The 12,930-nt window shown below is 70.1% G+C and carries 15 protein-coding genes; 7 read left to right on the forward strand and 8 right to left on the reverse strand.

The window, feature by feature from the left end; translation table 11 throughout:
• Nucleotides 1-340: 340 nt before the first annotated feature.
• Entirely contained in the window at nucleotides 341-982 is a 642-nt protein-coding gene (locus ACFUN8_RS34395) for a DNA-3-methyladenine glycosylase (RefSeq protein WP_383646544.1), read from the reverse strand.
• Between the two features lie 75 nt (nucleotides 983-1,057).
• Between ACFUN8_RS34395 and ACFUN8_RS34400 the strand changes: the two genes are divergently transcribed.
• The 3 genes from ACFUN8_RS34400 (at nucleotide 1,058) to ACFUN8_RS34410 (ending at nucleotide 3,168) form a co-directional block, all read left to right on the forward strand.
• Nucleotides 1,058-1,840: a sporulation protein gene (locus ACFUN8_RS34400; protein ID WP_383646546.1), complete on the forward strand. Its 783-nt coding sequence runs from the start codon at nucleotides 1,058-1,060 to the stop codon at nucleotides 1,838-1,840.
• Nucleotides 1,841-1,926: 86 nt separating this feature from the next.
• Nucleotides 1,927-2,466, forward strand: a complete 540-nt coding sequence (locus ACFUN8_RS34405; protein ID WP_383646548.1) for a YbhB/YbcL family Raf kinase inhibitor-like protein — start codon at nucleotides 1,927-1,929, stop codon at nucleotides 2,464-2,466.
• A 189-nt stretch (nucleotides 2,467-2,655) separates the two neighbouring features.
• Complete coding sequence (locus ACFUN8_RS34410) at nucleotides 2,656-3,168, forward strand: HNH endonuclease (protein WP_383646551.1); 513 nt, start codon at nucleotides 2,656-2,658, stop codon at nucleotides 3,166-3,168.
• Nucleotides 3,169-3,276: 108 nt separating this feature from the next.
• Here the strand turns inward: ACFUN8_RS34410 and ACFUN8_RS34415 are convergent, their stop codons facing one another.
• The 4 genes from ACFUN8_RS34415 to ACFUN8_RS34430 all read right to left on the reverse strand — a co-directional run bounded on the left by ACFUN8_RS34415 (nucleotide 3,277) and on the right by ACFUN8_RS34430 (nucleotide 6,588).
• A complete protein-coding gene (locus ACFUN8_RS34415) occupies nucleotides 3,277-4,044 on the reverse strand; it encodes a sulfite exporter TauE/SafE family protein (protein ID WP_383646553.1) in 768 nt (255 codons plus the stop codon).
• A 160-nt stretch (nucleotides 4,045-4,204) separates the two neighbouring features.
• The gene (locus ACFUN8_RS34420; protein ID WP_023542647.1) at nucleotides 4,205-5,134 is read right to left on the reverse strand and encodes an SPFH domain-containing protein; all 930 of its coding nucleotides are present in this window, start codon (nucleotides 5,132-5,134) and stop codon (nucleotides 4,205-4,207) included.
• Between the two features lie 136 nt (nucleotides 5,135-5,270).
• The gene (locus ACFUN8_RS34425; RefSeq protein WP_383646556.1) at nucleotides 5,271-5,699 is read right to left on the reverse strand and encodes an NfeD family protein; all 429 of its coding nucleotides are present in this window, start codon (nucleotides 5,697-5,699) and stop codon (nucleotides 5,271-5,273) included.
• Between the two features lie 97 nt (nucleotides 5,700-5,796).
• A complete protein-coding gene (locus ACFUN8_RS34430) occupies nucleotides 5,797-6,588 on the reverse strand; it encodes an ABC transporter ATP-binding protein (RefSeq protein ID WP_383646559.1) in 792 nt (263 codons plus the stop codon).
• 124 nt (nucleotides 6,589-6,712) lie between these two features.
• On the opposite strand from ACFUN8_RS34430, the gene ACFUN8_RS34435 reads away from it, so the two are divergent.
• The gene (locus ACFUN8_RS34435) at nucleotides 6,713-7,501 is read left to right on the forward strand and encodes a hypothetical protein (protein WP_383646562.1); all 789 of its coding nucleotides are present in this window, start codon (nucleotides 6,713-6,715) and stop codon (nucleotides 7,499-7,501) included.
• A gap of 127 nt (nucleotides 7,502-7,628) precedes the next feature.
• On the opposite strand, the gene ACFUN8_RS34440 is transcribed toward ACFUN8_RS34435, so the two are convergent.
• From ACFUN8_RS34440 to ACFUN8_RS34450, 3 genes are all read right to left on the reverse strand, one after another.
• A complete protein-coding gene (locus ACFUN8_RS34440; protein ID WP_383646564.1) occupies nucleotides 7,629-7,880 on the reverse strand; it encodes a chaplin in 252 nt (83 codons plus the stop codon).
• A gap of 171 nt (nucleotides 7,881-8,051) precedes the next feature.
• Entirely contained in the window at nucleotides 8,052-8,699 is a 648-nt protein-coding gene (locus ACFUN8_RS34445; protein ID WP_382572555.1) for a response regulator, read from the reverse strand.
• Nucleotides 8,692-9,837 (reverse strand): GAF domain-containing sensor histidine kinase, encoded by a 1,146-nt coding sequence (locus ACFUN8_RS34450; RefSeq protein WP_383646567.1) that lies wholly within the window; start codon nucleotides 9,835-9,837, stop codon nucleotides 8,692-8,694. The genes ACFUN8_RS34445 and ACFUN8_RS34450 overlap by 8 nt, the downstream gene beginning before the upstream one ends.
• Before the next feature lie 218 nt (nucleotides 9,838-10,055).
• On the opposite strand from ACFUN8_RS34450, the gene ACFUN8_RS34455 reads away from it, so the two are divergent.
• From ACFUN8_RS34455 to ACFUN8_RS34465, 3 genes are all read left to right on the forward strand, one after another.
• Nucleotides 10,056-10,754, forward strand: a complete 699-nt coding sequence (locus ACFUN8_RS34455; protein WP_383646570.1) for an SDR family NAD(P)-dependent oxidoreductase — start codon at nucleotides 10,056-10,058, stop codon at nucleotides 10,752-10,754.
• The gene (locus ACFUN8_RS34460) at nucleotides 10,751-11,863 is read left to right on the forward strand and encodes an S-adenosylmethionine:tRNA ribosyltransferase-isomerase (protein ID WP_383646572.1); all 1,113 of its coding nucleotides are present in this window, start codon (nucleotides 10,751-10,753) and stop codon (nucleotides 11,861-11,863) included. Before ACFUN8_RS34455 ends, ACFUN8_RS34460 begins: the two co-directional genes overlap by 4 nt.
• 261 nt (nucleotides 11,864-12,124) lie before the next feature.
• A complete protein-coding gene (locus ACFUN8_RS34465; RefSeq protein ID WP_383646575.1) occupies nucleotides 12,125-12,841 on the forward strand; it encodes a transglycosylase SLT domain-containing protein in 717 nt (238 codons plus the stop codon).
• The last annotated feature ends 89 nt before the right edge of the window (nucleotides 12,842-12,930 follow it).

Consider the following 12,930-nt stretch of genomic DNA (forward strand, 5'->3'; position numbering starts at 1 on the left):
GACGCTTCCTTTGTACTCACCCTCTCGGGCTTTCCTCCGGGCTTCCCTTCGGTTCTTGCTGTCCTGCGTTTCCGACTCTATCAGAACCTTTCGGCACCTGATTCCCAGTCGACGGGGGCCGCTTTCAGTTATCCGCTTTCGCGTTTCCCTTTCGGCGTGTCCACTACGTTAACCGATTCCCCGGGCGACTCATAATCGAGCCGAGAAGTTCGAATTTCGGCATGCCGAAATAGAACCCGTCAGGGTCACATCGTAGGTAGTGGGTGGCCGCTCCGGGCTGCTGAAGAGCAAGACCCGTTCAAAGCGGCTCGGACTACATTAGGGCCCCCGACCCGGCGCGTCAAGTTGCCCGGCGGCGGGGAGTGTGTGCCCGGTACGGGCTCACCGTGGGGTCGCCGTCGATCCAGTAGCGCCAGGGGTGCGGGGCGCCGTCGCCGCCCACTCCCGTGCGGGGGCCGTTGCGTACCTGGTCAGTTGGAGGTGGTGTGCCCGTGAGTATCGACAGGGGCGCGTCGTCGTCGGAGCAGACGTCCGTGCCGTTCAGGGCGCGGTCGACGGACAGGCCGGTGGCCAACCGGGCGGGGCCTTTGGCCAGTTCCTTGTCGTTGCGGGCCGAGAGGCGTCGTTTCCGTACCTGCTCCGCCCCCTCCAGGACCTCGCCGGCGCGCAGCAGTACACCGCTCGCCCGGCCCACCGGGCCGCACACCAGGTTGAGGCAGTGCCACATCCCGTACGTGAAGTAGACGTACGCGTGGCCGGGCGGGCCGAACATCACGTCGTTGCGGGGCGTACGGCCGCGGAAGGCGTGGGAGCCGGGGTCGATGTCGCCGGCGTACGCCTCCACCTCCGTGAGGCGGAGTTCTATCGTTCCTTGCGCCGTGCGGCGCAGGAGAGTTCGGCCCAGCAGGTCCGGGGCGACTTCCAGCACGGGCCGGTTGAAGAAGTCGCGGGGCAGCGGCGTACGGTCGGGGCGCTCGATCATGTCGTCCGAGCGTAGCGGGGGAACCGCCCGCGGTCGTGACGCGTATGTAGAGGTCAGGATCTAGGAGGAGTGACTATGGGCTTCAAGAGGCTGCTCGCGAGCATGGGCGCCGGCGGTGCGTCCGTCGAGACCGAGCTGACCGAGCAGAACGTCGTGCCGGGCGGAGTCGTCCAGGGCGAGGTGCGCATTCAGGGCGGGTCGGTCGACCAGCAGATCGAGGGGCTCTCCGTCGGTCTCCAGGCGCGCGTCGAGGTCGAGGGCGGTGACCAGGAGGTCAAGCAGGACCTGGAGTTCGTCAAGCAGCGTCTTGGTGGTGCCTTCGAGGTGAAGGCCGGCGCGGTGCACGTCGTGCCCTTCGGCCTGGAGATCCCGTGGGAGACGCCGGTGACGAGCATCGCCGGTCAGCAGCTGCACGGCATGAACATCGGTGTGACGACGGAGCTGGAGATCGCCCGCGCGTTGGACTCCGGCGACCTGGACCCGATCAACGTCCACCCGCTGCCGGCGCAGCAGGCCATCCTGGACGCCTTCATCAGCCTGGACTTCCGCTTCAAGAGCGCGGACATGGAGCGTGGACACATCCGTGGGACGCGTCAGCGTCTGCCGTTCTACCAGGAGATCGAGTTCGTCCCGCCGCAGCGGTACCGCGGGCTGAACCAGGTCGAGCTGACGTTCGTCGCCGACGACCGCGAGATGGACGTCATCCTGGAGATGGACAAGAAGCCGGGCCTCTTCAGTGAGGGCAGCGACTCGTTCCGCGCGTTCAAGGTGGGTCTCACCGACTTCCAGGGAACCGACTGGGCCGCCTACCTCAACCAGTGGATCGCCGACGTCGGCGGACGTCGTAACTGGGCCTGACGTCTGTCCGGCCATAGTCTCGGCTTCGGAAGGCCGCCGGGTCCCGCGAGGCCCGGCGGCGCGTAGCCGAATCCGGAGGTTCAGTAGTGACCGAGGCGAAGAGGGCTCCACTCCCTCATGACTTCCACCCGTCGGTGCCGTCCTTCACCGTGGTGAGCGATGACATCGCGCCCGGTGCGGTCTTGAAGGACGCCCAGGTCTTCGCGGCGGGGAACACCTCACCGCACCTGCGGTGGGAGGGGTTTCCCGCGGAGACCAAGAGCTTTGCCGTGACGTGCTTCGACCCCGACGCGCCGACCGGCAGCGGTTTCTGGCACTGGGTGCTGTTCGACATCCCGGCGTCGGTCACCGAGCTGCCGACGGGCGCGGGTTCCGGCTCGTTCGAGGGGCTGCCGAAGGGCGCCGTGCACGCGCGTAACGACTACGGGTCGAAGGACTTCGGGGGTGCCGCTCCCCCGGCGGGTGATCCCGCGCACCGTTATGTGTTCACCGTGTACGCGGTGGACAGCGACACGCTGGGGCCGGATTCGGACGCCTCACCCGCCTTTGTCGGCTTCAATCTGCGGTTCCACACGCTCGCGCGTGCGCAACTGATCGGTGAGTACGCGGCTCCCGCGGAGAGCTGACCGTTCAGCTGTTGTTTGCCCTGCCCTGGTCTTGGAGAGATCAGAGCAGGGCATTTTTTCGTTGCGGGGGTTATTGGGGTCGTCCCCGGAACTCGGATCGGCGGATATTGCGTTGTCCATCTTGGCGCGCCCGGCCAAAGTTGATCCCAGCCCGCCGTACGGCGGGGCGGCACACGGGAGGTGGGCGGGATGCGGGACACGCTGGTACTGAATGCGAGCTTCGAGCCGCTGTCGACGGTGACACTCAACCGCGCGGTGGTGCTGGTCCTTCAGGACAAGGCCGTCGTCGAGCAGTCCCACCCGGCTCTGCGGGTGCGCGCGGCCGCGGTGGATCTCCCGGTGCCCCGGGTGATCAGGCTCTGCAGGTATGTACGGGTGCCCTTCCGAAGACAGGCGCCGTGGTCGAGACGTGGAGTGCTGATACGCGACCAGCACCGGTGCGCGTACTGCGGTCGGCGCGCGACGACCGTGGACCATGTGGTGCCGCGGTCGCGTGGCGGTGCGGACAGCTGGATCAATACGGTCGCCTCGTGTGCCGAGGACAATCACCGCAAGGCCGACCGGACGCCGGAGCAGGCGGGAATGCCGTTGCTGTACGAGCCGTTCGTGCCGTCGCCGGCCGACGCGATGCTGTTGGCGCTGCGGGCCGGTGAGCGGTCGGCGCTGCCGCAGTGGCTGGCGGGGGTCAGTACCGCCGCGTAGGCGTTGAGGCGCTTCCCTGTTGTCGCCGGACAGCCCGTCTCCGTACGTCGGAGGCGGGCTTTCGCTTGTGCGGACCGGTCGGCGCGGCACCGGTCAGCGCGGCATCGGTCAGCGCGTGACCAGTTGGACGACGGCCACCGTACCGACGACCACGATCGTCGCGCGCATCACCGCGGGTGACAGCCGCCGGCCGACCTTCGCGCCCAACTGGCCGCCGATCGCGGAGCCCACGGCGATGAGCACGACGGCCGTCCAGTCGAACTCGGCCACGAAGAGGAAGAAGATCGCGGCGATGGTGTTCACGATGGCGGCGAGGACGTTCTTGACGGCGTTGAGGCGCTGCGTCTCCTCGTCGATCAACATGCCCATGAGGGACATGTAGATGATCCCCTGGGCGGCCGTGAAGTAGCCGCCGTAGACGCTGGCGGCCAGGACGCCGCCGAAGAGGAGCGGTCCGCCGTCGGTCTTGGTGGCGACGCCTCGGCGCTCGCGGTGGCGCCGGACGGTCTTGGAGAGCCGGGGCTGGAGGATGACCAGGACGAGGGCGAGGCTGACCAGGATCGGCACGATCGTCTCGAAGGCCGTCGAGGGCAGTGAGACGAGCAGGATCGCTCCGCCGAGCCCGCCGCAGACGGAGGCGGTGCCCAGGCGCATGACGCGGTGGCGCTGTCCGGCGAGTTCCGCGCGGTAGCCGATGGCTCCGCTGACGGCGCCCGGTATCAGGCCGAGTGCGTTGGAGACGGTGGCGGTAACGGGTGGCAGGCCGGTCGCGAGCAGCACCGGGAAGGTGATCAACGTCCCTGATCCGACGATGGCGTTGATGGTGCCGGCGCAGGTGCCCGCCACGAACACGGCGAGCATCTCCCAGAAGGTCACGCGACACGTCCCTCGGTGATCGGTGGTGGTGGCACCGATCATGCCCGACGGTGGGCCGGCTCCCGTACGACGGGTGGGGCGTCTGGTGCGTCGTACGGGACCGTGACGTGCGGCTCAAGCCCTGTCCGGGCGGACGGGCCCAGTACCTGGGGCCTGGCGCCTAGTCGAGCGGCGGCTGCTGGCGACGGTCCTTGCCGGTGTTGAAGCCCGGTACGCCGGCGCCGAGGTTGTCGAACGCTCCGCTGAGTCCCTTGAGCGCGTCGCCGATCTCGCTGGGCACGATCCAGAGCTTGTTGGCGTCGCCCTCGGCGATCTTGGGGAGCATCTGGAGGTACTGGTACGCGAGCAGCTTCTGGTCGGGGTCTCCGGCGTGGATGGACTCGAAGACCGTACGGATCGCCTGGGCCTCGCCCTCGGCGCGCAGGGCGGCGGCCTTGGCCTCACCTTCGGCGCGCAGGATCGCGGACTGCTTCTCGCCCTCGGCGGTGAGGATCGCCGATTGGCGAATGCCCTCGGCGGTGAGGATCGCGGCGCGCTTGTCGCGGTCCGCGCGCATCTGCTTCTCCATCGAGTCCTGGATGGAGGTCGGCGGCTCGATGGCCTTGAGTTCGACGCGGTTGACGCGGATGCCCCACTTGCCGGTGGCTTCGTCGAGGACGCCGCGCAGGGCCGCGTTGATCTCCTCGCGTGAGGTGAGGGTCCGCTCCAGGTCCATGCCACCGATGATGTTGCGCAGTGTGGTGACGGTGAGCTGTTCGATCGCCTGGATGTAGCTGGCGACTTCGTACGTCGCGGCGCGGGCGTCGGTGACCTGGTAGTAGATGACCGTGTCGATGTTGACGACCAGGTTGTCCTGGGTGATCACCGGCTGGGGCGGGAAGGGGACGACCTGTTCACGGAGGTCGATGCGGTTGCGGATCGAGTCGATGAACGGGACCACGATGTTCAGGCCCGCGTTGAGCGTGCGGGTGTAGCGCCCGAAGCGCTCCACGATGGCGGCGCTCGCCTGCGGGATGACCTGGATCGTCTTGATCAGGGCGATGAATACAAGCACCACCAGGATGACCAGGACGATGATGATTGATGGCATCGCGTTCCTACTGCCCTTCGCTGCCGGACTGGCGGACTGTCAGATGATCGAGTTTCGCAGAACACGCCTGTGTGTGCGGGGCGTTCGGCCTGGTTGTCTCACTTCGCTCGGCGTGCGCGGGCGCCCGGAGGGGCGTTCACATCACCACCGCGGTCGCGCCGTCGATGTCGGCGACGTCGACCTTCTCCCCCGGTTCAAAGGTCTGTTCGGCGTCGAGGGTGCGTGCCGACCAGATCTCTCCGGCGAGTTTGATCCGGCCGCCGCTGCCGTCGACCCGTTCGAGGACGACGGCCTGACGCCCCTTCAGGGCGTCGATTCCCGTGGCCAGTCGGGGAGTTCGGGCGCCTTGTCTGGCCGCCAGGGGCCGTACGACGGCGATGAGGGCGACCGAGACCGCCACGAAGACCAGGACCTGTGCCACGATTCCGCCGCCCAGCGCGGCGACGACGGCACCGGTCACCGCGCCCGCGGAGAACATCCCGAATTCGGGCATCGCCGTCAGGACAAGCGGAATTCCCAGTCCTACGGCCGCGATCAGCCACCACACCCATGCTTCGATTTCCACATCATCATGGTAGGTCGGCGGGTCCGGTCCGGACAGGGGGTGCGATCAGGTCATCGGCGGCGCGGGGGCGCTGTCGGGGTCACCGGGGCGGCCGAGGTCAGCGCAGCGGCAAACCGCGCGCCGACCAGCGCTCGTTGGCCTGTTCGACGACGAGCGGGAGACCGAAGCAGAGGGAGAGGTTACGGGACGTCAGCTCGGTCTCCATGGGGCCCGCGGCGAGAACCTTGCCCTGGCGGATCATGAGGACGTGCGTGAAGCCGGGGGCGATCTCCTCGACATGGTGGGTGACCATGATCATGGAGGGGGCGTACGGGTCCCTGGCGAGCCGGCCGAGGCGGCGTACGAGATCCTCGCGGCCGCCGAGGTCGAGACCGGCGGCGGGCTCGTCGAGGAGGAGCAGTTCGGGGTCGGTCATCATCGCGCGGGCGATCAGGGTGCGCTTGCGCTCGCCCTCGGAGAGGGTGCCGAACCTGCGGTCGAGGTACTCGGTCATGCCGAGCCGGTCGAGGAAGGCGCGGGCGCGCCGCTCGTCGACCTCGTCGTAGTTCTCGTGCCAGGTGGCGGTCATGCCGTACGCGGCGGTGAGGACCGTCTGGAGCACGGTCTGGCGCTTGGGCAGCTTCTCGGCCATGGCGACGCCCGCCATGCCGATACGGGGGCGGAGTTCGAAGACGTCCACCTTGCCGAGCTTGTCGCCGAGGATCCTCACCTTGCCGGTGGAGGGGAAGAGGTAGCTGGACGCGAGGTTGAGCAGGGTCGTCTTGCCGGCGCCGTTGGGGCCGAGAATCACCCAGCGTTCGCCTTCCTTGACGGACCAGGAGACATCGTCCACCAGAGCGCGTCCGTCGCGGACCACGGATACGTCCACCAGCTCCAGTACATCGCTCATGAGCGCGTTGTCTCCCCATGCAGTCTTGAGATCTGGCATGCGCCTGTGGGCGCAGCTCCACAGGGAAAACCTACGCCACCGGTCCGGCGGTCAACTCCTTAGGTCCGTTCCCTAGGCTGGGGCCATGCTTTCCGAACCTCGCTCAGGATTGTTGGCGGCCTGGGGAAATGCCCTCCTTGCCGGTTTCGTATCGCCGGACGACGCGGCTCTCGCGATCGTCGGGCCGGACGCGGTGCACCGGGTGGCGGGGCTGCCGGGTGAGGCGGGCCCGGTCGGGCTGACGCTGGCGCTCGGCCGGCTGCGCGCGCTGGGGGTGACCGGGTACCGGGTGGCGCTTCCGGCACCGGGTCATCCGCTGGGGCTCAGCGGGCCGCCGGAGTTCAACGCCCGCGCGCTGGAGGCCGAGGAGGCGGTGGTCGCCTCGGGGGCGCCGTACGGGCTGGTGCCCGAGGTGTCGGCGGTGGGGCCCGAGGGCGATCTTCATGTGGAGGTGGTCTGGCACTGTCTGCCGGTACGCGAGGCGCCGCCGGCGGACGTGCCGTCGCTCGGGGAGGCGGAGCGGGAGCTGGCGGAGGCGCTGCGGGACGCGACGGACGTGCTGTCGCGGCTGGATGTCGCGGGGTCGGGGCCGGTGGCGGAGGCCGCGCTGGACGCCTATCGGGCGCGGGCGGAGCGGGGCCGGGAGGTGCTGGCGCCGGGCTATCCGCCTCGGGCCGTACGGGTGCTGGAGCTGGCGCAGCGGGTGGGGCTGCTGGTCGCGCTGGCGCGGGAGCACGGGCCCGGCGGGGCGGTGAGCGCGTCGGAGATGGCGGCGCGCGGTGAGGCGCTGCGGCCGGTGGAGCGGGTGTCGCGGCGGGCTCAGGTGGCCGCGTACAACGCGTATGTGGAGGAGCTGGAGCGCGGCCCGCGCTAGGGCCTGTCCGGGTTGGTCGACCGGGTCCGCAGGCGCGGCTGTGTGAGATGTGGCACGGCCCCGGTGCCCGTCGCTGAGGACGGGAACCGGGGCCGCGGCGCCTGGGGCGTGTCCGCGAGGGCGTGTGTCAGGCGTTGAGGCCGCTGTTGGCGAACGCCGGGTTGAGGACGCCGATCACGTTGACCGTGTTGCCGACCGCGTTCACGGGGATCTGCACCGGGACCTGAACGAGGTTGCCGGAGCCGACGCCGGGCGAGTGCACGGCCTTGCCGGTGGCGTCGGCGTTCGGGCCGCCGGTGGCGAAGGCGGCACCGGAACCCGCGGCGACGAGGCCACCGGCGATCATGGTGAGGGCAGCGGCCTTCTTAAGGTTGTTCATTTTCAGGATCCTCCATCGCAAGGGCCGCGGCGGTAATCCGCGGCACGCCATGGAGAACGCCCGGACGCCCTCGGGGATACGCCGTGTGGGGGACATACACCCGACGGTATGAATCTCAGATCGGAATACGACGTTCCGTATCACCGGCCGGGACCCGCCCCGGCCCGCCGTTCAGCCGGTGATCCCATGCCGTACGGCCCACAGCGCGGCCTGCGTGCGGTCCGCGAGGTCCAGCTTCATCAGAATGTTCGAGACATGCGTCTTGACGGTCTTCTCCGAGAGGACGAGCGCGCGGGCGATCTCCCGGTTGGAACGCCCGTCCGCGATCAGGGTGAGCACCTCGCGCTCCCGGTCGGTGAGCGAGGAGCCCCTGCCGTGTCCGGTGCCGGGGTCGTCCTGGGCCAGCAGGGCGCCCGCCACCTCCGGCTGGAGCAGGACATGACCGGCGTGCACGGAGCGGATGGCGCCGGCCAGCGCCTCGGGGTCGACGTCCTTGTACACGTAACCGGCCGCCCCGGCGCGCAGCGCGGGCACCACCGTGCGCTGCTCGGTGAAGCTCGTCACGATCAGCACCTTGGCCGGGTTGGCGAGTTCGCGGAGCTTGCGCAGCGCCTCGATGCCGTCGGTGCCCGGCATCTTGATGTCCATCAGGACGACGTCCGGGCGCAGCTCCTCCGCGCCGGCCACGCCCTCGTCGCCGTCGGACGCCTCGCCCACCACCTCTATGTCGTCCTGGATCTCCAGGAAGGTGCGCAGACCGCGGCGGACCACCTGGTGGTCGTCCACCAGCAGCACGCGGATTCTCTTGTCGTCAGCCACCGGGTACTTCCATCTCGATCGTGGTGCCCTGTCCGGGCGCCGATTGGACCGTCAGCCTGCCGCCCACACCGCTCGACCTGTCCCGCATCGAGACCAGCCCGAGGTGGCGGCCGGCCCTGCGGACCGTTCGCGGTTCGAAGCCCTTGCCGTTGTCGGTGACGCTGAGGACCGCGCCCTGCCCCCGGCGGGCGACGGTCACGTCGACCCGGTCCGCGCCGGAGTGGCGCAGCGCGTTGTGGAGCGCCTCCTGGGCCACGCGGAGCATCGCCTCCTCCTGGGCGGCGGGCAGGGCCCGTACCCCGCAGCTGTCGAAGGTGACCTGCGCCGAGTGCGCGCGGTCGAGGACCTGGATATGGGTACGCAGGGTGTGCACCAGGCCGTCCTCGTCGAGGGCCGCGGGGCGCAGCTCCACGACGGCGGCGCGCAGCTCGTCGGCGGCCTCGGCGGCGAGGTCGGCGACCTGCTGCAGTTCGCCCTTGGCCCGTGCCGGGTCGCGGTCGATGAGGCTGGAGACGGCCTGGGCGGTCAGCCGCAGCGAGAAGAGCTTCTGGCTGACGGCGTCGTGGAGTTCGTGGGCGAGCCGCGAGCGTTCCTCGGCGATGGTCAGCTCGCGGCTGCGCTCGTACAGCCTGGCGTTGGTGAGGGCGATCGCCGCGTGCTGGGCGAGGATGCCGAGAAGCTCCTCGTCCTCCTCGGTGAATCCGCAGCGGCCGGCCGGCTTGGGGCAGCGCTTGTTGGCGAGGAAGAGCGTGCCGATCGTCTCGTCGCCGTCGCGGATGGGCAGGCCGAGGAAGTCGGACATGTCGGGGTGGGCGGCGGGCCAGCCGCCGAAGCGGGGGTCCTTCTTGACGTCGGCGAGCCGCTCGGGGCGCGCGTCGTGCAGCATCGCCGCGAGGACGCCGTGCTGGCGCGGGAGCGGGCCGATGGCCTTCCACTGGGCGTCGCTGACGCCGTCGACCACGAACTGGGCGAAGCCGCCGTGGTCGTCGGGCACACCGAGCGCGGCGTACTCGGCGTCGAGCAGTTCGCGGGCGGAGGCGACGATCGTCTTGAGGACGTCCCTCACTTCCAGATGCCTGCTCATCGCGAGGAGTGCGGTGCTCACGGCGGCGAGCCCGGAGCTCGGTCGATGGCTCATGGCCTCACCGTACCGGCGGGTGGGGCGGGCCGGATCGGACCTGGGACGCAGTGGCCGAGGGCCAATGGCCTAGGCCCAAGTGCCTCGGGGCGGCGGGACCCGCGGCCGATCCGGTGGGGCTCCTGTCCTTTCTATGTTGAGGACAACGGCCCTCGGCGTCGAGGACAACGGCCTCGGCGACGTCCGGGGCCGACGTGAGGCGAGAAGGAGCGGACGCCATGTCGGTAGCGATCATCACGGGAGCTTCCAAGGGACTGGGGCGCGCACTGGGCGGGGCCCTCGCGCGGGACGGGTGGGACCTGGTGCTCGACGCCAGGACGCCCGGCGCGCTGGCGGACGCCGCGACGGAGATCCGGGCGCACGGGACGCGGGTGACGGCGATCCCCGGCGATGTGACCGATCCCGTCCACCGCGCGGAGCTGGTCGCGGCGGCGGGCGCGCTGGGCGGGCTCGATCTGCTGGTGAGCAACGCGAGCGCGCTGGGCGCCGAGCCGCTCGTACGGCTGGACACGCTGGCGCTCGACGGGCTGCGCGCCGCGCTGGAGACGAATGTCGTGGCGGCGCTCGGGCTGGTGCAGGAGGCGCTGCCGCTGCTGCGGGCCGGTGGCGCGGGGACGGTGATCGCCGTCAGCTCGGACGCGGCGGCGGAGGCGTACGAGACCTGGGGCGGGTACGGGGCGTCCAAGGCCGCGCTCGACCACCTGGCCGCCGTGCTCGCCGTGGAGGAGCCGGCGCTGCGGGTGTGGACGGTCGACCCCGGGGACATGCAGACGGATCTGTACGCGGCGGCCGTGCCGGACGACGGTGATACGCGGCCGGATCCCCGGTCCGTGGTGCCGGGCTTCCTGCGGCTGCTCCGGCAGCGGCCGACGAGCGGCCGCTATTCGGCCACGTCGTTGCTGGGGGTCGCCCGATGACCGGGGCGGCTGTGGGGCTGGAGGGGCTGCGGGTGCCCGACGCGCTCTCCGCGCGGGTGCCGGCCGAGCAGCGGGGGGCGGGGCGGGACGACGTACGGCTGCTGGTCTCCCGGGGCACGGAGGTGTCCCACCATGCCTTCCGGGAGCTGGCGGGGCAGCTGCGGGCCGGGGACGTGCTCGTGGTGAACACCTCGCGGACCCTGGCGGCGGCGGTCGACGGGCGGCTCTGCGGCGAGCGGCTGGTCGTCCACTTCTCCACGCGGGGTGACGACGGCCGGTGGGCGGTGGAGCTGCGGACGCCGGGGACGGGCGGGGGCGGGCGCACGGGGGCGACGCGGGCGCGCGCCGGGGGTCCGGCCGGGGCGGTCGTACGGCTGCCGGGCGGCGGGCACCTCGTACTGGAGGAGCCGCTGGACCCGGCGGGCACCCGGCTGTGGTGGGCGCGGGTGGCCGGCGGGGACGTGGCGGGGCTGCTGGGCCGGCACGGCCGGCCCATCCGCTACGGGTACACGGAGCGGGACCAGCCGCTCTCGGCGTACCAGACGGTCTTCGCGCTCCCCTCCCCCGACGGGTCGGGCTCGGCGGAGATGCCGAGCGCGGGCCGGCCGTTCACCGCGCGGCTGGTGGCGGAGCTGGTGAGCCGGGGGGTGCAGTTCGCGCCGATCAGGCTGGACACGGGGGTGGCGTCGGCGGAGGCGCACGAGCCGCCGTACCCGGAGCGCTTCGAGGTACCGGCGACGACGGCCCGGCTGGTGAACGCCGCCGCCGCGGGCGGCGGGCGGATCGTCGCCGTCGGGACGACGGCCGTACGGGCGCTGGAGTCGGCGGCCGGGCCCGGCGGGACCGTGCGGGCGGCGTCGGGCTGGACGGATCTGGTGGTCACGCCGCGGCGCGGGGTGCGCGTCGTCGACGGGCTACTGACCGGGCTGCACGAGCCGGCGGCCTCGCATCTGCTGATGCTGGAGGCGATCGCCGGACGAGAGGCGCTGGAGCGCGGTTATACCGAGGCCGTACGCCGTCTCTACCTCTGGCACGAGTTCGGCGACGTCCACCTCGTCCTCCCGGATGAGACCGCTCACTCTCCGAGTTGCGCCAGCAACTTCCGGTAAGAACGGCACCGGGCCAATGTGACGCCGCACATAGGACGCAGATCACTTACGAAGGTATGTAGTGGACATATTGACCGGCATAAACGTGGTGTGAGTGGGTAGCGGAGTGTCTCTTTTGCACCTCTTTCAACTATCACGGGTCGTACATCCCACCTTTGCCACATGTTTTTGCTGCCGCTAAGAATTGCAGCCGTCGCCGCCGAAGAAAGGCATCTGGCCGACCGGCCTCCGCGACTCCCGCTATTCGAAGAGGTATGTCGTATGACCGCGTCCAGCACCCCTGGCAACCGTCTGAACAAGAGCCACAAGCTCTCGATCGCCGGCGTGACAGTCGTCGCCGCCGCGGCCGTCTCTCTCTCCTTGGTCCCGGGCAACGCGTCCGCCGAAGCCGAGGGCAAGGCCGTGGCCGGCTCCGTGTCCACCGCTCCGGTGGCGTGGAACACCACGAGCAACAGCGGCCAGGCCACATCCGTCCAGGAGAGCCTGACCAAGCAGCACACCATCGCCGACCGCGTCGCGGAGATTCACGCGAAGCAGGAGTCGGCGGCGAAGGCGAAGGCCAAGGCCGACGCCAAGGAAACAGCCGCTGCGAAGGCGAAGAAGCGCGCTGCCGAGAAGACCAAGGCCAGCCGCTCCGCCGACCGCAAGCCCACCTACGCCAACAACCTGAACGGATGGATCAAGGAAGCCCTGTCCATCATGAAGAAGGAGAAGATCCCCGGCACGTACGAGGGTCTGCACCGCAACATCATCCGTGAGTCCAGCGGCAACCCGCGTGCGATCAACAACTGGGACATCAACGCCAAGAACGGCGTCCCGTCGATCGGCCTGCTCCAGGTGATCAAGCCGACCTTCGACACGTACCACGTCAAGGGCACGCCCAAGAGCCAGTACCACCCGGTCGCCAACATCGTGGCCGCGGCCAACTACGCCGCCGACCGCTACGGCTCGATCGACAACGTCGACAGCGCGTACTGAGCCGCTGCCGCCGTCCGACCAGCACCCCCGCACGACACGTCAGACACGCACGGCACGCACAGACGCCGGTGGGCGGCACCCCGCGAAGG

The sequence above is a fragment of the Streptomyces sp. NPDC057307 genome (assembly GCF_042667665.1).
In the GTDB taxonomy this organism is placed as follows: domain Bacteria; phylum Actinomycetota; class Actinomycetes; order Streptomycetales; family Streptomycetaceae; genus Streptomyces.

Coding starts and splice junctions, on each gene's coding strand:
- ACFUN8_RS34395 (WP_383646544.1), bottom strand. CDS start 982: ATGATCGAGCGCCCCGACCGTACGCCGCTGCCCCGCGACTTCTTCAAC.
- ACFUN8_RS34400 (WP_383646546.1), top strand. CDS start 1,058: ATGGGCTTCAAGAGGCTGCTCGCGAGCATGGGCGCCGGCGGTGCGTCC.
- ACFUN8_RS34410 (WP_383646551.1), top strand. CDS start 2,656: ATGCGGGACACGCTGGTACTGAATGCGAGCTTCGAGCCGCTGTCGACG.
- ACFUN8_RS34420 (WP_023542647.1), bottom strand. CDS start 5,134: ATGCCATCAATCATCATCGTCCTGGTCATCCTGGTGGTGCTTGTATTC.
- ACFUN8_RS34430 (WP_383646559.1), bottom strand. CDS start 6,588: ATGAGCGATGTACTGGAGCTGGTGGACGTATCCGTGGTCCGCGACGGA.
- ACFUN8_RS34435 (WP_383646562.1), top strand. CDS start 6,713: ATGCTTTCCGAACCTCGCTCAGGATTGTTGGCGGCCTGGGGAAATGCC.
- ACFUN8_RS34440 (WP_383646564.1), bottom strand. CDS start 7,880: ATGAACAACCTTAAGAAGGCCGCTGCCCTCACCATGATCGCCGGTGGC.
- ACFUN8_RS34450 (WP_383646567.1), bottom strand. CDS start 9,837: ATGAGCCATCGACCGAGCTCCGGGCTCGCCGCCGTGAGCACCGCACTC.
- ACFUN8_RS34455 (WP_383646570.1), top strand. CDS start 10,056: ATGTCGGTAGCGATCATCACGGGAGCTTCCAAGGGACTGGGGCGCGCA.
- ACFUN8_RS34460 (WP_383646572.1), top strand. CDS start 10,751: ATGACCGGGGCGGCTGTGGGGCTGGAGGGGCTGCGGGTGCCCGACGCG.
- ACFUN8_RS34465 (WP_383646575.1), top strand. CDS start 12,125: ATGACCGCGTCCAGCACCCCTGGCAACCGTCTGAACAAGAGCCACAAG.